Here is a 17,048-nt window from a genome sequence, read left to right on the forward strand (position 1 = left end):
CGCGATTGGCGTGTTGGGGTCAGTCGAGGTGTGGCGTCCGTCGCGTCGCGTTGCTGCGGTCGCCCGCGCTACGGCGGGCTCGCCTAGGCCAGGCGTAGCTCCGCGCGACCGGTTCTAGGGTTGCTCGGGAGCGACCTTCAGCACGACCGCACGTCCTAGCGCGCGATTGATCGACACCCCGTCGATCTCAAGCCACTCGTCGCGGATCTGCTGCTCATCGCTCCGGTTGATGTCGTCCAGAACCACAAGCGCGCCGCTGTCGGCGACCTTGGATCGAATCATCGGCAACGCGGGTTGCCGTGCGCGATCCGACGTCGTGCCGGGCGGACCGTCCACAAGCGCCAGCGAGATGGGACCGACGTCCGCGATCGTGGCCGCGTCGTACCATTCACCCTCCCAGTCTCCGATCTGCAGCGGCTGCAGCGCAGCGACACGAAGTTCGACGTCCGTGCGTTCGTGCCGAGCGAGGAGGCGGCGCGTCTCCAAAGCCCAATCTTCATCGTGATCGAGCGAGATGATCCGGATCGGACGCTCTCGCTGCGCGTTCGCGAGCGAGAGCCAGAGGGTCGATAGCCCGCCACCGAACTCGATGACGGTGGTCCCGTCCGGCAGGTCGGGAATCGTCGCCGCGAGGTAGGCGAACATCTCGGGTGTCGCCGACCAGTCGGAGAAGCCGCCGATATCCAAGGCGACGTCGAGCCGGCGCGTGAGCGACGCGATCGCAAACGCGTCACGCGTGACCAGCTTCCGAGTCCGCTCCGGCGTCCGGGACTCGATTCGTCCGAGTCTTTGGCTCAGGTGTTCGTGTGCGTTGACCCTATCGTCCGCTCGCGCGGTCTCGTCCGCCTCGAGGCGTGCAAGAGACGTCGGCAGGGACTCGAGCTGCGTCAGCGTGCGTCGGGTCCTTCCGAACTCGCGCTCGACCCGGAACAGCCTGGTCTCGGAGCTTCGAAGTTGCTGCAAGGTCCTGCGGTGCATGAGGACCGTTGCGCAGAAGGCGGCAAGGACGCCGAGCGAACCCGCGACCCACGCGACGGTCACGCTCCCGATGATCCCTGCCACGCACACGACGATCACAGCGCCGACGACGACGACCGCGGCCGCAGGAAGAAGTATCTTCTTCACGCGGCGCAGGGCACCCCGCACGCGGCGAACCCCGCCGCGTGCGGCTCTGACGTGAAAAGCCGGACGTGGGGTCGTCCGAGTCGCTGCCTGCGACCATCGCCCTTTGCTCATCTGCTGAATCGCTTCCCACCGGTTTCTGTCCTCGGCGGAGCCGAGAACCGGCGCCGGTACGAGGTCCAGGAGTTGTTTGAGTTCACCAGCAAGGTGTACCCGTTGTTCGCGGTCTCGTGCATCGCGCGCCGGGCGTGACGTGAAGGCTTTCACCTGATCCCAGGAGGCGCCGTGGATCTGGCTGGTACTCAGATCGACCAGTGCGACCGAAGCGCCTGCTGCGGTGAGACGCCTCGCGCGCTCGATGTCGGCAGCGACGCGACGCTGGAGGTCGCGCTCGCGGTCCACGCCCGCACGGAGCCGCCGGATGTGCACGGCCAGTGGCACTGCGGCTATCCGGCTCGCCCCCAGCAGAGCGGATGTCGCGACCACCGATTCCGCAGTTCCTGCATCAAGTTCGAGGCATACGCGCTCCGCGAGATCGCGCCGCATGAGCATGCACCCGACGATGTCGGCGCGAACAAGGCCCGGTGCCACGGCCAAGGTCATCGGGCCGAGCCGGTCGAGGTCCACGACGTCATCGAGGGACGTGGACAACCGGGTCGGGTGAAAACGGACATATCGCCCCAGGGCGAGGTCGGCATCGGCCGTCCGCGCTGCTCGGAGCAACGCAGCAAGCGCTCCCGCCGGCACCAGATCCTCACCTTCGAGGAAGAGGACGTAGTCTCCCCGAGCGACGCCCACGGCGGCGGCGAGCGACGCTTGATCGCTGTCCGAGGAAGTAAGAACCTGCGCGCGCGGGTCTCTTGCGAGGACCTCGGCCAGGTGAGGGTCGAGAAGGGTCGTGTCGGTGATGACCACGGTGACGTCGAGGTGCACGTCCTGATCGTCCAGAATCGACGAGAGCGTCTCGACCGCGCTGGCATGCCAAGCCTGCAGCGCGATCACGACACTGATGTCGGTATGAGTGCGATCGCTAGGCATTGGCCACCCGTTCGAGAATTCGGAGATATGCGCGTGACATGTCGTAGGGCGTCCAGTCCCTGGCGTACTGACGGGCCGCATCGGAGTCGGACCGCGCGGTGCCCAATGCGCTGATGATCGACTCGGCAAGCGGGGAGACGTCGTCGGTGTCGGCATCGTAGGTGTGGACCCACGACTCTCCGCTGTACACGCTCGCCAGAGCCGTGTTGCTCGGGATGATGACCGGTCGCCCGTAGGTCGCGGCGAGCAGGAGGCTGCCGGAGTTGAGCACTCGTTGGTATGGCAGCGCAATGATGTCGGCTGCACATACCCAGTTCGCCAGCGTCCTGTCCGGAACCCGCCGATTCCATCGGACGGTCCGGGCCCGCTTCGGCATCACCTCCTTGAGCCAGGCGCTGTCGCCATGGCGTGCTGCGCCCGCGACCAGCAACGTGAGGTCGGAGACTTTGTCGACGGCGACGTCGACGGCGGCGCACAGCGTGCCGATGCCTTTGTAGCGGCGTAGTTGCCCGACGAATCCGACGACGTGGTGACCCGCCTCGATGCCCAGCTCCTTCCGCGCCTCGGGTGCCGTCTGTTCGTGGCCATAGATGCCGAGGTAGCTCGAATGCCGGAGCGTCACCAACTTGGCCGCAGGGAGGGTGTAGCTGGCTGACACCGCGTCGGCGGTGTGATCGTGCAATTGGATGATCGCGTCCGAGCGATCCGCCAGCGCCTCAGCGATCCGGACTTCGAACTCCGGCCATGGTGTGTCGTGCGCGATCTCGTTGTGCACGGTCCAGAGCAACTTCGCTCCCCGGGACTTGAGGCGATCCAGGATCGAGACGAACTCGTCCACCTTGGCTGATGCCACGTCCCGGTCGGCCGCTGCTTGCAGCACCGGTGCCGTCCAGTGGATATGAACGACATCACCAGCGTCGACGGCATCGTCCAAATCCGCAACCGATCGCACGCCGATGATCGACCAACCTGCGGCAACCGGCGCGACGTGCGCCATCGTCAGGTATGGATTGCTGACGTACATCGGGTACACGATTAACCGGGACGACACCGCGCCAGTGTAGACGAACGAAAGCATCGGCATTTCCGGGCGAGAGCGCATGAATCGGGCTCGAATCGCGTCCGACGGCCGACCACGATCGGGAGCCGGCAGTGTGCCGGCACCTTCGCGCAATCGGTCCGTGCGCTGGCGGGAATGCCGATCGATTAGAGTATCGGCATGTCAAAACCTGGGAGACTCCTGATACGGACGTTCCCGCCGAATCGGAATCCGAACCCTGGTGGCATCCTGCAGGCGTGGGCGCTGCAGCGCGTCCTGTCGACTTTCGGTGCCGACGTGGTGACGGATGGCACCAAGACCAACCAACGCTCTCGTCCACCCGTTCCTTCGCGGTATCAGCGGCTCCAACGCAAGATCTCCGCACGGTTGCGCCCAGGACTCGACAAGGATCGCAAGGCGGCGCTCGCGAAGGTCAACAGTCGTGTGCTCTCATTCGCGCGCCGCGAGATCGAGCAGCGGCCGTTGTACTCGGGTCGTGCAGCTGACAGCGAACTTGTGGCGTGGCCCGATGCATTCATCGCGGGCAGTGATCAAGTCTGGAACCCGGTCTACTGCGACGTGCCGAGCTTCCTCTTCGACTTCGTCGGAGAGGACGACCCTCGACCGAGAGTCGTGTATGCGGCGTCGTTCGGGTCCGACAACCCGCCGTTCGATCCCGCCCTCATCGCCGAAACAGCTCCTCTGGCTTCGAGGCTCAACGCGGTCTCCGTCCGGGAGGAGTCGGCCGTGCGCCTCTGCCGGGAGTACTGGGGGATCGAAGCGGTGCGCGTCGTGGACCCGACCATGCTGCTCGAGCCGTCCGCATACCGCGCGGTCTACGAGGCGAACACCGATGCGGACCTGCCGTCGGGCGGGCTAGCGGTGTATCTGCTCGATCGGACGCCAGCGAAGCAGTCGGCCGCGAGGCTCCTGAGTACGGTGTACGGCACCGAAAAGGCCCTCTGGGCGGATGAACCGCCGGGTACGGCGGCCACCCGCTCTCACCCCGCCGAGTATTCGCGTCCGACTGTCGAGGAGTGGCTGAGCTCGATCGCCATGAGCAACGCCGTGCTGACCGACTCCTATCACGGTGCGATTTTCTCGATACTGTTCAATCGCCCGTTCTTGGTGTTCCCGAACCCGAAACGCGGTGTCGCCCGATTCGATACGCTCCTCGGCGTCTTCGGGCTGCAAGACCGGATCGCTCGCGGCGACAGTCACGATATCGACCGCATGGCTGCGCCCATCGACTGGACGCGCGTGAACGCGTTGATCGCCGATGAGCGTGAACGTGGGATCGCCTTTCTTCGTGATGCGTTGGCTCAGGTGCTCCGTGTCGAGTCAGCGCCCGCCGTTGACATCACCGCGGGTGGAGGCGAGTAGTGGCATTCACCATCACTGATGTCGTCGCTCGAGGTCTGTGTGTCGGGTGTGGTGCCTGTGCCGTGAGGACGGACGGCAAGGTCGCCGTCACACTGGGCCGATACAGAAGTTACGAGGCGTCTGTTCCCGGGGATCTGAGCGCTGCTGAGCTCAGCGCGGCAAGTCGCGTGTGCCCGATGTCCGACGATGGACCCGACGAGGATGAGCTGGCCGCCGCCAGGTTCGGTGACATGGACCGGCATCCTCGCATCGGCCATTGGCTGGGTGCGTTCGCTGGGCGCATCACCGACGACGATCGAGTCGTAGACAGCAGCTCTGGCGGCCTCACGACCTGGTTCCTTGCGCGCCTGCTCGAGGCGGGCGAGGTCGACGGGGTGATCCATGTGGGTCGCGCTACGGACTCGGGTGCCGCCTTCGAGTTCGTGGTGTCGCGTACGATCGCGGAGCTCGACGCCCGGCGCAAGTCGATGTACACGTCCGCATCGTTGCAGAGCGGTCTTGACGAGATCCGTGGTCTCGGCGGGCGGTACGCGATCGTCGGTGTCCCCTGTTTCATCAAGGCCGCGCGTCGCCTCGCGCTGGAGTCGCCCGAACTCCGCGACCAACTGCGCTACTTCGTGGGAATCGTCTGCGGTCACCTGAAGTCGCAGTTCTTCGGAGAATCGCTCGCGTGGCAGGCCGGTGTATCACCCGACCAGCTCGAGACCGTCGACTTCCGGGTCAAGAACCGTTCGCGTCCTGCCGGCGATTACGACTTCCAGGCGACTGCCAAAGATGGAACGATTCACACCCTGAGGACCCGCAAGGCCATCGACGGGAACTGGGGGCACGGAGCTTTCCAGCCCGAGGCATGCAACTTCTGCGATGACATCTTCGCCGAGACCGCCGATGTCGTGTTCGGCGATGCCTGGCTGCCTGAGTACTCCAAGGACTGGCGCGGCACGAACGTGGTGGTCGTCCGCGACGAGACGCTCCTGGCGTTGTTCGAAGGCGGCGCAGAGACTGGCGAGATCGCCATCGAGCCGCTCGGGCCCGACCGCGTGGCGGATTCGCAGGGCGGGAACTTCCGGCACCGCCGCGATGGCCTCCGGGTGCGGCTCTCGGACGACATCAGCCGCGGTCTACCCGTACCGAAGAAGCGCTTCACCCCATCGACTCGGCACGTCACGCGACAGCGTCGCGCGCTGATCCGTCAGCGCAGGAAGATGTCTCAGGTGAGTCTGCGAGCATTCGCGGAGGCACGCGAGGCCAACGACCTCGAGGTGTACCGCCAGGCTCTTCGGCCGGAGATCGCCAAGTACCGGGCGATCGAACACCCCCCCACGATCGCCAAGCGATGGGATCGGCTGCGGCAACGCGTGCGCGCGATGGTGAAGCGCGTCGACCGCGATCAATAGCGCGTCGCCGCGATGCCGATGCGCGGCAGTCTCGATCGTGGATCGAGACTGCGATTCTTCGCTGCTCCGATGAAAGGAATCACGATTGCTCGCCTTTGTGACCTCACTCCGGCACCCCCAGAATTCCAACGACTACAGCCAGGTCGAGGCACTCCTGCAGAGCACACTCGCCTCGATCTCCGCCCAGACCGATGACGACTACATCGTCATCGTGGTGGGCAACCGCGCGCCGTCGTTCGCGCTGCCGGAGCGCGTCGAGTACGTCCAGGTGGCATTTGATGCTCCGGCGCCGCCCGGCAACCCGACCTCTCGTGATGATGTGCGGCGGGACAAGGGTCGAAAGCTCGCTGTCGGGCTGATCGCGGCGCGCAGGCACGAACCTGACTACGCGATGATCTTCGATGCTGACGACTACCTGCACCGTGACCTCGTCAAGTTCACGGTCGACAACCCCGGAAAAGATGGCTGGGTGGTGAGCAGCGGCTGGATCTATTCCAAGCGACGCAACAGCTACCGGCGACTGAACCGCTTCAACACCTGGTGCGGAAGCTGCTACATCGTCGACTACGACATCTTCGGGGTGCCGAGCGATATCGGCACCGACGCGACAGAGGAAGAGCTGCGCTCCGGGTTCGGCGAGCGACTGGACGGCATCATCGCGACGCATCGGGGCGACGCGTGGTATCGGGAACACGGCTACGACCTTGAGCCGCTGCCCTGGCCCGGCGTGGTCTACCACGTCGATACCGGCGAGAACCGCTCGCGCAAGTCGCTCACGGGAATGGCGTTGTCGATGACGCCGCAGTTCGCCGCCGAGTTCGCCATCCCTCCGAGCCACGGCCGGCTGCTGACGTGGCTTCACGCAAGGGGCCCCGTCCCACGCTGGCAGACCTTCAGGGGGCGCCATCCCGGCATCGTTCCGTGGTCGCGGGCGCGCAAGCAGAGCTAACAACCGACGACTCGCGGGCCTCGACGGTCCGCGTACCGACGCGTTATCAGCGGCCCGGGCAGACCCGGGCCGATTTCGCGTCTGGGAAACGCCCGAGCATACCCGTCACGCGACACGCCCGAGTTTGCGACACGCCCGGGCTGCACGTAGACTAGTGAGGTTCCACATTCCGACGCCCCTCTTGGCGTGCGTCGGATCACTGCCAGGGCAGTGCATAGGCAGCGCGAATGCGCAGGGTCCTAGGCCGCGGGCAGCAGAACCACCACATCACGAATCCACCTCGGGCGGAGCCTTGCTTCGCGCGCGGGGAGGACGGATGCCGGGACGCAGCGCTTCGGCGCGGCACCCGGATTGACAGCAGAACAGCGGTGCAGCACGCACTGCGTAAGCGGTGCAGAAGTGCCATGGCGCTTTGCGCCACGTGCGTCCAATGCCACAGGGGTATGACGCGAGAAAGAGAGTGAGCAGACAATGGCGGGACAGAAGATCCGCATTCGCCTGAAGTCGTACGACCACGAGGTCATCGACTCGTCGGCGCGAAAGATCGTCGACACCGTGACCCGTGCGGGCGCGACGGTCGTGGGCCCCGTGCCCCTTCCGACGGAGAAGAACGTGATCGCCGTGATCCGTTCTCCCCACAAGTACAAGGACAGCCGCGAGCACTTCGAGATGCGCACCCACAAGCGTCTGATCGACATCATCGATCCGACGCCCAAGGCTGTCGACTCGCTCATGCGCCTCGACCTTCCGGCCGATGTCAACATCGAGATCAAGCTCTGAGGTTCGACATGGCTGACATCAACAACAAGACTTCCAAGGGTCTGCTCGGCACCAAGCTCGGCATGACCCAGGTGTGGGACGAGAACGGCAAGCTCGTTCCCGTCACCGTCATCGAGATCGCGCCCAACGTGGTCACGCAGGTCCGTACCCCCGAGAAGGACGGCTACAAGGCCGTTCAGATCGCCTACGGCCAGATCGACCCCCGCAAGGTGAACCAGCCCCTCACGGCCCACTTCGAGGCCGCGGGTGTCACCCCGCGCCGTCACCTCACCGAGATCCGCACCGCGGACGCCGCTGACTACTCACTCGGTCAGGAGCTCACGGTGGACGGCACGTTCGAGGCCGGCCAGCTGGTCGACGTCGTCGGCACCAGCAAGGGCAAGGGCACCGCAGGTGTCATGAAGCGTCACAACTTCAAGGGTGTCTCCGCCTCGCACGGTGCGCACCGCAACCACCGCAAGCCCGGCTCGATCGGCGCCTCGTCGACCCCGAGCCGCGTCTTCAAGGGCATGCGCATGGCCGGCCGTATGGGTGGCGAGCGCGTGACCGTCCTCAACCTCAAGGTGCACGCCATCGACGCCGAGAAGGGTCTGCTGCTCGTCAAGGGCGCCGTCCCCGGTGCTCGCGGCCGCATCGTCTACGTCCGCAACGCAGTGAAGGGTGCCTGATCTCATGGCTGACTCGACTCTCGCGCTCGACGTCGTGAAGGCAGACGGCACGGCGGCTGGTTCCGTCCAGCTGCCTGCTGCGATCTTCGACGTCAAGACGAACATCCCGCTCATCCACCAGGTCGTCGTCGCGCAGCTCGCGGCGGCTCGCCAGGGCACCCACTCGACCAAGCGTCGCGGTGAGGTCTCGGGCGCCGGCCGCAAGCCCTTCAAGCAGAAGGGCACGGGTAACGCCCGTCAGGGCTCGATCCGCGCGCCGCACATGACCGGTGGTGGCATCGTCCACGGCCCGAAGCCGCGCGACTACTCGCAGCGCACCCCCAAGAAGATGATCGCGGCCGCCCTGCTGGGCGCGCTCAGCGACCGTGCTCGCGGCGAGCGTCTCCACGTCGTGGAGTCGTTCGGCATCGAGGGTGCTCCGTCGACCAAGGCAGCCGCTGCGGTCCTGACCGGTCTCGGCGCCACCAAGAACGTGCTCGTGGTCGTGGACCGCTCGGACGACATCAGCGTCCTCAGCGTCCGCAACATCGCGTTCGCGCACGTGCTGCCGGCTGACCAGCTCAACGCATACGACGTGCTCGTCTCGGACGACATCGTCTTCACCAAGGCCGCCTACGACGCGTTCGTCGCGTCGAAGAGCGCCGCCACCGAGGAGGTCTCGGCATGACCGCCGTCAACAAGGACCCGCGCGACATCATCCTGAAGCCGGTCGTTTCGGAGAAGAGCTACGGGCTCATCGACGAGGGCAAGTACACGTTCCTCGTCGACCCTCGCGCCTCGAAGACCGAGATCAAGCTCGCCATCGAGAAGATCTTCGGCGTCAAGGTCGCAGCGGTCAACACGCTCAACCGTGCGGGCAAGGCCCGTCGCACCCGCTTCGGCACCGGCAAGCGCAAGGACACCAAGCGCGCCATCGTGACCCTGAAGTCGGGCACCATCGACATCTTCACGGCAGTCGGCTGACGGTCGGGATAGAGGACTAGAGATATGGCTATTCGCAAGTACAAGCCCACGACCCCGGGTCGCCGCGGCTCGTCGGTGGCCGACTTCGCCGAGATCACCCGATCGACGCCTGAGAAGTCGCTCCTCCGCCCGCTCAGCAAGACCGGTGGCCGCAACAACCAGGGCCGCATCACCACGCGTCACATCGGTGGTGGCCACAAGCGTCAGTACCGCGTCATCGACTTCCGTCGTAACGACAAGGACGGCATCAACGCCAAGGTCGCTCACATCGAGTACGACCCCAACCGCACCGCGCGCATCGCGCTCCTGCACTACTTCGACGGCGAGAAGCGCTACATCATCGCGCCGAACAAGCTGTCGCAGGGCGACATCGTCGAGTCGGGTCCCTCGGCCGACATCAAGCCGGGCAACAACCTGCCGCTGAAGAACATCCCCACCGGTACCGTGATCCACGCGATCGAGCTCCGCCCCGGCGGCGGCGCGAAGCTGGCCCGCTCGGCCGGTGCGTCGGTTCGCCTCGTGGCGAAGGACGGCCCCTACGCCCAGCTGCGTCTGCCCTCGGGCGAGATCCGCAACGTCGATGCGCGCTGCCGCGCGACCGTCGGCGAGGTGGGCAACGCCGAGCAGTCGAACATCAACTGGGGCAAGGCCGGCCGTAACCGCTGGAAGGGCATCCGCCCGACCGTCCGCGGTGTCGCCATGAACCCGGTCGACCACCCGCACGGTGGTGGTGAGGGTAAGACCTCGGGTGGTCGTCACCCTGTTTCGCCGTGGGGTCAGGCCGAGGGCCGCACCCGTCACGCGAACAAGGAAAGCGACAAGTACATCGTCCGTCGTCGCAACGCCGGCAAGAAGCGGAAGTAGGAGTAGAGGAAGATGCCTCGCAGCCTTAAGAAGGGCCCCTTCGTCGACGAGCACCTGCTTCGCAAGGTCGTCGTCCAGAACGAAGCCGGCACCAAGAACGTCATCAAGACCTGGTCGCGCCGTTCGATGATCATCCCGGCCATGCTGGGTCACACCATCGCCGTGCACGACGGACGCAAGCACATCCCCGTGTTCGTGTCCGAGACCATGGTCGGCCACAAGCTGGGCGAGTTCGCGCCCACCCGCACCTTCCGCGGCCACGTGAAGGACGACAAGAAGGGCCGCCGCCGCTGACGCGGGGGCAGAGGAGAGAGAAATGGTGGAGTCCATCGCACGCGTGCGACACATCCGCGTGACCCCTCAGAAGGCTCGTCGTGTCGTTGCGCTCATCAAGGGCAAGCAGGCTGAGGAGGCCCTGGCCATCCTCAAGTTCGCACCGCAGGGTGCGAGCGAGCCGATCTACAAGCTCGTCGCCGCCGCGATCGCGAACGCTCGCGTCAAGGCGGACAAGGATGGCGAGTACCTGGACGAGCAGGACCTGTACGTGAAGAACGCGTACGTCGACGAGGGCACGACGCTCAAGCGTTTCCAGCCCCGCGCACAGGGTCGCGCCTTCCAGATCAAGAAGCGCACCAGCCACATCACCGTCGTGCTCTCGACCCCCGAGGTCGCTGAGACGGCGCCGGCTGCCAAGAGCAAGAAGGCGAGCAAGTAATGGGACAGAAAGTCCACCCGTACGGCTTCCGCCTCGGCATCACGACCGACCACGTGTCGCGTTGGTTCTCGGACTCGACGAAGCCCGGCCAGCGTTACGCCGACTACGTCGCCGAGGACATCCGCATCCGCAAGCTCCTGCAGACCCAGCTCGACCGGGCCGGCGTGAGCAACATCGAGATCGAGCGCACCCGTGACCGCGTTCGCGTCGACATCCACACCGCCCGCCCGGGCATCGTGATCGGTCGCCGCGGCGCCGAGGCCGAGCGCATCCGCGCCGACCTCGAGAAGCTCACCGGCAAGCAGATCCAGCTGAACATCCTCGAGGTCAAGAACCCCGAGGCCGACGCTCAGCTCGTCGCGCAGGGCATCGCCGAGCAGCTCACCGCTCGCGTGGCGTTCCGTCGCGCGATGCGCAAGGGCCTGCAGGGCGCTCAGCGCGCCGGCGCCAAGGGCGTCCGCATCCAGGTCTCCGGCCGCCTCGGCGGCGCCGAGATGAGCCGCTCGGAGTTCTACCGCGAGGGTCGTGTGCCGCTGCACACGCTGCGCGCGAACATCGACTACGGCTTCTACGAGGCGAAGACCACCTTCGGCCGCATCGGCGTGAAGGTCTGGATCTACAAGGGCGACCTGACCAACAAGGAGCTCGCTCGCGAGCAGGCCAACGCGCCGAAGTCGGACCGTCGTCGTGACGACCGTCGTGGCGGCCCGCGTGGCGACCGCGGCGAGCGTGGCGGCGAGCGCCGCAACGAGGCCCCCGTGGCAGAAGGAGCGTCGGCGTAATGCTCATCCCCCGCAAGGTCAAGTACCGCAAGCAGCACCACCCCGGCCGTTCGGGCCAGGCCACCGGTGGCACCAAGGTGTCGTTCGGTGAGTTCGGCATCCAGGCCCTCACGCCCGCTTACGTGACCAACCGTCAGATCGAGTCCGCTCGTATCGCCATGACGCGTCACATCAAGCGTGGCGGAAAGGTGTGGATCAACATCTACCCCGACCGTCCGCTCACGAAGAAGCCGGCCGAAACCCGCATGGGTTCCGGTAAGGGTTCGCCCGAGTGGTGGGTCGCAAACGTCAAGCCGGGTCGCGTCCTCTTCGAGGTCGCCGGCGTCAACGAGGAACTCGCTCGTGAGGCCCTGACCCGTGCCATCCACAAGCTGCCGCTCAAGGCACGCATCATCAAGCGCGAGGAGGGCGACGCGTAATGGCGATCGGCACCAAGACGCTCGCCCCGAGCGAGCTCGACACGTTCGAAGACCAGCGCCTCGTCGAGGAGCTGCGCAAGGCCAAGGAAGAGCTGTTCAACCTGCGCTTCCAGTCGGCCACCGGCCAGCTCGAGAGCCACGGCCGCATCCGTGCGGTCAAGCGCGACATCGCGCGGCTCTACACCGTGATCCGTGAGCGCGAGCTCGGCATCCGTGCCACGCCCGCGCCGCTGGAGACCGCGACGAAGGCGAAGAAGACGAAGGCCAAGAAGGCGGATGCCGCTGACGAGGCCGCGAAGGAAGAGGCCGAGTGATGGCTGACAAGAAGCAGGCCGCCGAGGTCGAGCACGGCGAGCACGACGTTCGCGACGCCGACGCCCGCGGTTACCGCAAGGCCCGTCGTGGCTACGTCGTCAGCGACAAGATGGACAAGACCATCGTCGTCGAGGTCGAGGACCGCGTGAAGCACCCGCTCTACGGCAAGGTCATCCGCCGCACCTCCAAGGTGAAGGCGCACGACGAGACGAACTCCGCCGGCATCGGCGACCTCGTCCTCATCAACGAGACCCGCCCGCTCAGCGCCACCAAGCGCTGGCGTCTGGTCGAGATCCTGGAGAAGGCCAAGTGATTCAGAACGAGTCCCGCCTCAAGGTCGCCGACAACACGGGCGCCAAGGAGCTGCTCACCATCCGCGTTCTCGGCGGCTCGAACCGCCGTTACGCGGGCGTGGGTGACATCATCGTGGCCACCGTCAAGGACGCGATCCCGGGCGGCAACGTCAAGAAGGGCGACGTGGTCAAGGCCGTCGTCGTCCGCACCGTCAAGCAGACCCGTCGTGCCGACGGTTCGTACATCAAGTTCGACGAGAACGCCGCCGTCATCCTGAAGAACGACGGGGAGCCCCGCGGCACCCGCATCTTCGGACCGGTCGGTCGTGAGCTTCGCGACAAGAAGTTCATGAAGATCGTCTCGCTCGCACCGGAGGTGATCTGACCCCATGGCCAAGATCAAGAAGGGTGACCTGGTTCAGGTCATCACGGGCAAGAAGCAGGACAAGGGCGGCGACCGCGGCAAGCAGGGCAAGGTCCTCGAGGTCCTGTCCGAGCAGAACCGCGTCATCGTCGAGGGCGTGAACTACGTCACGAAGCACAACCGTGTCGGTCAGTCGCAGCGCGGCACCAAGACGGGCGGCATCGAGACGATGGAAGCCCCCATCCACATCTCCAACGTCCAGATCGTCGACCCCTCGACCAAGAAGCCGACGCGTGTCGGTCACCGTGTCGAGGAGCAGACCAAGGACGGCGTGAAGCGCAACGTTCGCGTGCGCTACGCGAAGAAGTCAGGCAAGGACCTCTGAATATGAGCACCACCGCCCTCGAGACTGGCAAAATCCAGCCTCGTCTGAAGGCCAAGTACAACGCCGAGATCAAGAAGGCGCTGCAGGACGAGTTCGGCTACGAGAACGTCATGCAGATCCCTGGCCTCGTCAAGGTCGTCGTGAACACCGGTGTCGGCGAGGCAGCTCGCGACAGCAAGGTGATCGATGGCGCGGTCGACGACCTCACCAAGATCACCGGCCAGAAGCCGGTCGTGACCAAGGCCCGCAAGTCCATCGCGCAGTTCAAGCTGCGTGAGGGCCAGGCCATCGGCGCGCACGTCACCCTCCGCGGCGACCGCGCGTGGGAGTTCATCGACCGTCTCGTCAACCTCGCCCTGCCCCGTATCCGCGACTTCCGCGGCCTCTCGGGCAAGCAGTTCGACGGCAACGGCAACTACACCTTCGGTCTCCAGGAGCAGTCCGTGTTCCACGAGATCAACCAGGACAAGATCGACCGCGTCCGCGGCTTTGACATCACCATCGTGACGACCGCGAAGACGGACGCCGAGGGCCGCGCACTCCTGCGCGCACTGGGCTTCCCGTTCAAGTCGGACGACGCGCAGGCGTAATTCCTGAAACGGATGCCTCGACCCGGCGCTCGCGCCCGGGTCGAGGCATCCGGATCCGACAACTGAATATGGCAGATCATGGAAGGTCGTCTGGCGTGTAACGCCAGCCGATACCTCGTGAACAAAGGAATCAAGAAATGACAATGACAGACCCGGTCGCAGACATGCTGACCCGTCTGCGCAACGCGAACTCGGCGCACCACGACTCCGTGTCGCTGCCGAGCTCCAAGCTCAAGACCCACATCGCCGAGATCCTCAAGCAGGAGGGTTACATCTCCGCGTGGGAGGTCAGCGACGCCCGCGTCGGCTCGACCCTCACCCTGACGCTGAAGTACGGCCCGAACCGCGAGCGGTCGATCGCCGGCATCAAGCGCGTCTCGAAGCCCGGCCTCCGCGTGTACGCGAAGTCGACCGAGATCCCTCGCGTCCTCGGCGGCCTCGGCGTCGCGATCCTGTCCACCTCCTCCGGTCTTCTCACGGACCGTCAGGCAGAGCAGAAGGGCGTGGGTGGGGAAGTCCTCGCCTACGTGTGGTGATCTGACATGTCGCGTATCGGTCGTCTTCCGATCGACATCCCCGCCGGCGTGACCGTTTCGGTCGATGGCCAGGATGTCGCCGTCAAGGGCCCCAAGGGCGAGCTCGTGCTCTCCGTGGCCCGTCCCATCGAAGTCAAGGTCGAGGACAGCCAGGTCGTCGTGACCCGTCCCGACGACGAGCGCGCTTCGCGTTCGCTCCACGGCCTGACCCGCACGCTCATCAACAACAACATCATCGGTGTCACCCAGGGCTACACCAAGGGTCTCGAGGTCGTCGGCACGGGTTACCGCGTCGCGCAGAAGGGCACGGCGGTCGAGTTCGCTCTCGGCTTCTCGCACCCCGTCCTCGTCGAGGCGCCCGAGGGCATCACGCTGACCGTCGAGGGCAACAACAAGCTCACGGTCGCGGGCATCGACAAGCAGGCCGTCGGCGAGGCCGCGGCCAACATCCGCAAGATCCGCAAGCCCGAGCCGTACAAGGGCAAGGGTGTGCGCTACGCCGGCGAGGTCGTTCGGCGCAAGGCCGGAAAGGCTGGTAAGTAACCATGGCTGTGAAGTCGAAGTCCGACGCGCGCGCGCGTCGTCACGCCCGCCTTCGCAAGAAGGTCGTCGGCACCACCGAGCGTCCCCGCCTGGTCGTCACGCGTTCGTCGCGTCACGTGTTCGTGCAGCTCGTCGACGACAGCAAGGGCCACACCGTGGCCTCGGCCTCGACCCTCGAGACCGACCTGCGTGCGTCCGAAGCTGACAAGACCGCCAAGGCCCGCAAGGTCGGCGAGCTTCTCGCCGAGCGCGCGAAGGCCGCCGGCGTCTCGGACGTCGTGTTCGACCGTGGCGGCAACCGCTACGCCGGCCGTGTCGCGGCGATCGCCGACGGCGCCCGCGAGGGAGGTCTGAACCTGTGAGTGACAACAAGGAGAACATCGTGACCGAGCAGGCTGCTGCCGAGGCCCAGGCCCCGGCTGCTGAAGCGCCCGCCGAGCGCGAGCGCGAGCCGCGTCGCGGTGGTCGCGAGCGCAACCAGACCCGCGGTGACCGCGGTGGTCGCGACCGCAACGAGAGCCAGTTCCTCGAGCGCGTCGTCACCATCAACCGCGTGTCGAAGGTCGTCAAGGGTGGTCGTCGCTTCAGCTTCACCGCGCTCGTCGTCGTCGGCGACGGCAACGGTGTGGTGGGCGTCGGCTACGGCAAGGCCCGTGAGGTGCCCCTGGCGATCTCGAAGGGTGTCGAAGAGGCCAAGCGCAACTTCTTCCGCGTGCCGCGCGTCGGCTCGACCATCCCGCACCCCGTGCAGGGTGAGGCCGCTGCCGGTGTGGTGCTGCTGCGCCCCGCCGCTGCCGGTACCGGTGTCATCGCCGGTGGCCCGGTGCGCGCGGTCCTCGAGTGCGCCGGCATCCACGACGTGCTGTCGAAGTCGCTCGGCTCGTCGAACACGATCAACATCGTCCACGCGACGGTGGAGGCCCTGAAGCAGCTCGAGGAGCCCCGTGCGGTCGCCGCGCGTCGCGGTCTCGACTTCGACCAGGTCGCCCCCGCCCGTCTCGTCCGTGCCGAGGCTGAGGCCGCGGCCGCTGCGAAGGCAGGTGTCTGATGGCTGCGCGCCTGAAGGTTACGCAGGTCAAGTCCAAGGTGAGCGAGAAGCAGAACCAGCGTGACACGCTGCGTTCGCTCGGTCTGAAGCGGATCGGCGACTCGGTCGTCCGTCCCGACGACGCGCAGACGCGCGGTTACGTCCGGACCGTCGCGCACCTCGTGAAGGTTGAGGAGATCGACTAATGGCTGAGAAGAACGACGCCGTCGAGGCCGAGAAGGCCCCGAAGAAGGCTGCTGCTCCCAAGGCTGCCGCCGAGAAGAAGGCCCCCGCGAAGGCTGCCGCCGCCAAGGCCGACAAGGCTGAGAAGGCGCCCGCCAAGAAGGCCGCCGCCAAGAAGGACGTCCCGGCCTCGCGCCCGGGCGTGCTGAAGGTGCACCACCTGCGTCCGGTCCCCGGCTCCAACACCGCGAAGACCCGTGTCGGTCGCGGTGAGGGCTCGAAGGGCAAGACCGCGGGCCGCGGTACCAAGGGTACGAAGGCTCGCTACCAGGTCAAGGTCGGCTTCGAGGGTGGGCAGATGCCGCTGCACATGCGCACCCCGAAGCTCCGCGGCTTCAAGAACCCGTTCCGCGTCGAGTACCAGGTCGTGAACCTGGACAAGCTCGCGGAGCTGTACCCGGCTGGCGGCGACGTCACCATCGGCGACCTGGTCGCCAAGGGTGCGGTGCGCAAGAACGAGAAGGTCAAGGTGCTCGGCACCGGCGACATCTCGGTGAAGCTCAACGTGTCGGTCGACAAGGTCTCGGCTTCGGCTGAGCAGAAGATCGTCGCCGCGGGCGGCGCCGTCAAGTAATACGCGCACAGTGGGGGCCGGAGCTTGCTCCGGCCCCCACTGGGTTACCCTGGACGTCG

Annotated in this window: 25 protein-coding genes; 23 read left to right on the plus strand and 2 right to left on the minus strand. The window is 66.1% G+C overall.

Annotated features, from left to right (window positions below; translation table 11 throughout):
* Nucleotides 1–114 precede the first annotated feature (114 nt).
* Nucleotides 115–2,124 (minus strand): hypothetical protein, encoded by a 2,010-nt coding sequence (locus ACFC1I_RS18060; protein ID WP_376012571.1) that lies wholly within the window; start codon nucleotides 2,122–2,124, stop codon nucleotides 115–117.
* A gap of 28 nt (nucleotides 2,125–2,152) precedes the next feature.
* Nucleotides 2,153–3,238 carry a glycosyltransferase gene (locus tag ACFC1I_RS18065; protein WP_376012574.1) on the minus strand — a complete coding sequence of 362 codons (1,086 nt, stop codon included), beginning with the start codon at nucleotides 3,236–3,238 and terminating at the stop codon, nucleotides 2,153–2,155.
* A 141-nt stretch (nucleotides 3,239–3,379) separates the two neighbouring features.
* Here ACFC1I_RS18065 and ACFC1I_RS18070 point away from each other — a divergent pair, with 141 nt between their 5' ends.
* The 23 genes from ACFC1I_RS18070 to rplO all read left to right on the plus strand — a co-directional run bounded on the left by ACFC1I_RS18070 (nucleotide 3,380) and on the right by rplO (nucleotide 16,989).
* Nucleotides 3,380–4,582: a polysaccharide pyruvyl transferase family protein gene (locus tag ACFC1I_RS18070; protein ID WP_376012577.1), complete on the plus strand. Its 1,203-nt coding sequence runs from the start codon at nucleotides 3,380–3,382 to the stop codon at nucleotides 4,580–4,582.
* A 176-nt stretch (nucleotides 4,583–4,758) separates the two neighbouring features.
* Complete coding sequence (locus tag ACFC1I_RS18075; RefSeq protein ID WP_376012580.1) at nucleotides 4,759–5,979, plus strand: Coenzyme F420 hydrogenase/dehydrogenase, beta subunit C-terminal domain; 1,221 nt, start codon at nucleotides 4,759–4,761, stop codon at nucleotides 5,977–5,979.
* A gap of 85 nt (nucleotides 5,980–6,064) precedes the next feature.
* Nucleotides 6,065–6,928, plus strand: coding sequence for a glycosyltransferase family A protein (locus ACFC1I_RS18080; RefSeq protein WP_376012583.1), 864 nt, complete (start codon nucleotides 6,065–6,067; stop codon nucleotides 6,926–6,928).
* Nucleotides 6,929–7,399: 471 nt separating this feature from the next.
* On the plus strand, nucleotides 7,400–7,708 hold the full coding sequence (gene rpsJ / locus ACFC1I_RS18085; protein WP_018171443.1) for a 30S ribosomal protein S10: 309 nt from the start codon (nucleotides 7,400–7,402) through the stop codon (nucleotides 7,706–7,708).
* Nucleotides 7,709–7,716: 8 nt separating this feature from the next.
* Nucleotides 7,717–8,376 carry a 50S ribosomal protein L3 gene (gene rplC / locus ACFC1I_RS18090; protein WP_376012586.1) on the plus strand — a complete coding sequence of 220 codons (660 nt, stop codon included), beginning with the start codon at nucleotides 7,717–7,719 and terminating at the stop codon, nucleotides 8,374–8,376.
* Between the two features lie 4 nt (nucleotides 8,377–8,380).
* On the plus strand, nucleotides 8,381–9,043 hold the full coding sequence (rplD, locus tag ACFC1I_RS18095; RefSeq protein ID WP_376012588.1) for a 50S ribosomal protein L4: 663 nt from the start codon (nucleotides 8,381–8,383) through the stop codon (nucleotides 9,041–9,043).
* Nucleotides 9,040–9,339 (plus strand): 50S ribosomal protein L23, encoded by a 300-nt coding sequence (rplW, locus tag ACFC1I_RS18100; RefSeq protein ID WP_192635689.1) that lies wholly within the window; start codon nucleotides 9,040–9,042, stop codon nucleotides 9,337–9,339. Before rplD ends, rplW begins: the two co-directional genes overlap by 4 nt.
* Before the next feature lie 24 nt (nucleotides 9,340–9,363).
* Entirely contained in the window at nucleotides 9,364–10,203 is an 840-nt protein-coding gene (gene rplB, locus ACFC1I_RS18105) for a 50S ribosomal protein L2 (protein ID WP_045301487.1), read from the plus strand.
* Between the two features lie 12 nt (nucleotides 10,204–10,215).
* A complete protein-coding gene (rpsS, locus tag ACFC1I_RS18110; RefSeq protein WP_045275479.1) occupies nucleotides 10,216–10,497 on the plus strand; it encodes a 30S ribosomal protein S19 in 282 nt (93 codons plus the stop codon).
* A 22-nt stretch (nucleotides 10,498–10,519) separates the two neighbouring features.
* Nucleotides 10,520–10,918, plus strand: a complete 399-nt coding sequence (gene rplV, locus ACFC1I_RS18115; RefSeq protein ID WP_045301488.1) for a 50S ribosomal protein L22 — start codon at nucleotides 10,520–10,522, stop codon at nucleotides 10,916–10,918.
* Nucleotides 10,918–11,700: a 30S ribosomal protein S3 gene (gene rpsC / locus ACFC1I_RS18120; protein WP_159846877.1), complete on the plus strand. Its 783-nt coding sequence runs from the start codon at nucleotides 10,918–10,920 to the stop codon at nucleotides 11,698–11,700. The genes rplV and rpsC overlap by 1 nt, the downstream gene beginning before the upstream one ends.
* A complete protein-coding gene (gene rplP, locus ACFC1I_RS18125) occupies nucleotides 11,700–12,119 on the plus strand; it encodes a 50S ribosomal protein L16 (protein ID WP_018171451.1) in 420 nt (139 codons plus the stop codon). Before rpsC ends, rplP begins: the two co-directional genes overlap by 1 nt.
* Nucleotides 12,119–12,433, plus strand: coding sequence for a 50S ribosomal protein L29 (rpmC, locus tag ACFC1I_RS18130; protein WP_045301493.1), 315 nt, complete (start codon nucleotides 12,119–12,121; stop codon nucleotides 12,431–12,433). The genes rplP and rpmC overlap by 1 nt, the downstream gene beginning before the upstream one ends.
* Nucleotides 12,433–12,747: a 30S ribosomal protein S17 gene (gene rpsQ, locus ACFC1I_RS18135; RefSeq protein WP_056371390.1), complete on the plus strand. Its 315-nt coding sequence runs from the start codon at nucleotides 12,433–12,435 to the stop codon at nucleotides 12,745–12,747. The genes rpmC and rpsQ overlap by 1 nt, the downstream gene beginning before the upstream one ends.
* On the plus strand, nucleotides 12,744–13,112 hold the full coding sequence (rplN, locus tag ACFC1I_RS18140; protein WP_376012593.1) for a 50S ribosomal protein L14: 369 nt from the start codon (nucleotides 12,744–12,746) through the stop codon (nucleotides 13,110–13,112). Before rpsQ ends, rplN begins: the two co-directional genes overlap by 4 nt.
* Nucleotides 13,113–13,116: 4 nt before the next feature.
* Nucleotides 13,117–13,476 carry a 50S ribosomal protein L24 gene (rplX, locus tag ACFC1I_RS18145; RefSeq protein WP_203582298.1) on the plus strand — a complete coding sequence of 120 codons (360 nt, stop codon included), beginning with the start codon at nucleotides 13,117–13,119 and terminating at the stop codon, nucleotides 13,474–13,476.
* A gap of 2 nt (nucleotides 13,477–13,478) precedes the next feature.
* Nucleotides 13,479–14,066 (plus strand): 50S ribosomal protein L5, encoded by a 588-nt coding sequence (rplE, locus tag ACFC1I_RS18150; RefSeq protein WP_376012597.1) that lies wholly within the window; start codon nucleotides 13,479–13,481, stop codon nucleotides 14,064–14,066.
* A 137-nt stretch (nucleotides 14,067–14,203) separates the two neighbouring features.
* Nucleotides 14,204–14,602: a 30S ribosomal protein S8 gene (rpsH, locus tag ACFC1I_RS18155; RefSeq protein ID WP_045301501.1), complete on the plus strand. Its 399-nt coding sequence runs from the start codon at nucleotides 14,204–14,206 to the stop codon at nucleotides 14,600–14,602.
* A 6-nt stretch (nucleotides 14,603–14,608) separates the two neighbouring features.
* Entirely contained in the window at nucleotides 14,609–15,145 is a 537-nt protein-coding gene (rplF, locus tag ACFC1I_RS18160; RefSeq protein ID WP_376012600.1) for a 50S ribosomal protein L6, read from the plus strand.
* Nucleotides 15,146–15,147: 2 nt separating this feature from the next.
* On the plus strand, nucleotides 15,148–15,507 hold the full coding sequence (gene rplR / locus ACFC1I_RS18165; RefSeq protein WP_376012603.1) for a 50S ribosomal protein L18: 360 nt from the start codon (nucleotides 15,148–15,150) through the stop codon (nucleotides 15,505–15,507).
* On the plus strand, nucleotides 15,504–16,193 hold the full coding sequence (gene rpsE, locus ACFC1I_RS18170; RefSeq protein ID WP_203582301.1) for a 30S ribosomal protein S5: 690 nt from the start codon (nucleotides 15,504–15,506) through the stop codon (nucleotides 16,191–16,193). Before rplR ends, rpsE begins: the two co-directional genes overlap by 4 nt.
* On the plus strand, nucleotides 16,193–16,378 hold the full coding sequence (gene rpmD / locus ACFC1I_RS18175; RefSeq protein WP_018171461.1) for a 50S ribosomal protein L30: 186 nt from the start codon (nucleotides 16,193–16,195) through the stop codon (nucleotides 16,376–16,378). Before rpsE ends, rpmD begins: the two co-directional genes overlap by 1 nt.
* Complete coding sequence (gene rplO / locus ACFC1I_RS18180) at nucleotides 16,378–16,989, plus strand: 50S ribosomal protein L15 (RefSeq protein WP_052676893.1); 612 nt, start codon at nucleotides 16,378–16,380, stop codon at nucleotides 16,987–16,989. Before rpmD ends, rplO begins: the two co-directional genes overlap by 1 nt.
* Nucleotides 16,990–17,048: the final 59 nt, after the last annotated feature.

The organism is Microbacterium sp. NPDC056044 (assembly GCF_042267145.1).
GTDB lineage: Bacteria > Actinomycetota > Actinomycetes > Actinomycetales > Microbacteriaceae > Microbacterium.

Coding starts and splice junctions, on each gene's coding strand:
- ACFC1I_RS18065 (WP_376012574.1), bottom strand. CDS start 3,238: ATGCTTTCGTTCGTCTACACTGGCGCGGTGTCGTCCCGGTTAATCGTG.
- ACFC1I_RS18070 (WP_376012577.1), top strand. CDS start 3,380: ATGTCAAAACCTGGGAGACTCCTGATACGGACGTTCCCGCCGAATCGG.
- ACFC1I_RS18075 (WP_376012580.1), top strand. CDS start 4,759: ATGTCCGACGATGGACCCGACGAGGATGAGCTGGCCGCCGCCAGGTTC.
- rpsJ (WP_018171443.1), top strand. CDS start 7,400: ATGGCGGGACAGAAGATCCGCATTCGCCTGAAGTCGTACGACCACGAG.
- rplC (WP_376012586.1), top strand. CDS start 7,717: ATGGCTGACATCAACAACAAGACTTCCAAGGGTCTGCTCGGCACCAAG.
- rplD (WP_376012588.1), top strand. CDS start 8,381: ATGGCTGACTCGACTCTCGCGCTCGACGTCGTGAAGGCAGACGGCACG.
- rplW (WP_192635689.1), top strand. CDS start 9,040: ATGACCGCCGTCAACAAGGACCCGCGCGACATCATCCTGAAGCCGGTC.
- rplB (WP_045301487.1), top strand. CDS start 9,364: ATGGCTATTCGCAAGTACAAGCCCACGACCCCGGGTCGCCGCGGCTCG.
- rpsS (WP_045275479.1), top strand. CDS start 10,216: ATGCCTCGCAGCCTTAAGAAGGGCCCCTTCGTCGACGAGCACCTGCTT.
- rplV (WP_045301488.1), top strand. CDS start 10,520: ATGGTGGAGTCCATCGCACGCGTGCGACACATCCGCGTGACCCCTCAG.
- rpsC (WP_159846877.1), top strand. CDS start 10,918: ATGGGACAGAAAGTCCACCCGTACGGCTTCCGCCTCGGCATCACGACC.
- rplP (WP_018171451.1), top strand. CDS start 11,700: ATGCTCATCCCCCGCAAGGTCAAGTACCGCAAGCAGCACCACCCCGGC.
- rpmC (WP_045301493.1), top strand. CDS start 12,119: ATGGCGATCGGCACCAAGACGCTCGCCCCGAGCGAGCTCGACACGTTC.
- rpsQ (WP_056371390.1), top strand. CDS start 12,433: ATGGCTGACAAGAAGCAGGCCGCCGAGGTCGAGCACGGCGAGCACGAC.
- rplX (WP_203582298.1), top strand. CDS start 13,117: ATGGCCAAGATCAAGAAGGGTGACCTGGTTCAGGTCATCACGGGCAAG.
- rplE (WP_376012597.1), top strand. CDS start 13,479: ATGAGCACCACCGCCCTCGAGACTGGCAAAATCCAGCCTCGTCTGAAG.
- rpsH (WP_045301501.1), top strand. CDS start 14,204: ATGACAATGACAGACCCGGTCGCAGACATGCTGACCCGTCTGCGCAAC.
- rplF (WP_376012600.1), top strand. CDS start 14,609: ATGTCGCGTATCGGTCGTCTTCCGATCGACATCCCCGCCGGCGTGACC.
- rplR (WP_376012603.1), top strand. CDS start 15,148: ATGGCTGTGAAGTCGAAGTCCGACGCGCGCGCGCGTCGTCACGCCCGC.
- rpmD (WP_018171461.1), top strand. CDS start 16,193: ATGGCTGCGCGCCTGAAGGTTACGCAGGTCAAGTCCAAGGTGAGCGAG.
- rplO (WP_052676893.1), top strand. CDS start 16,378: ATGGCTGAGAAGAACGACGCCGTCGAGGCCGAGAAGGCCCCGAAGAAG.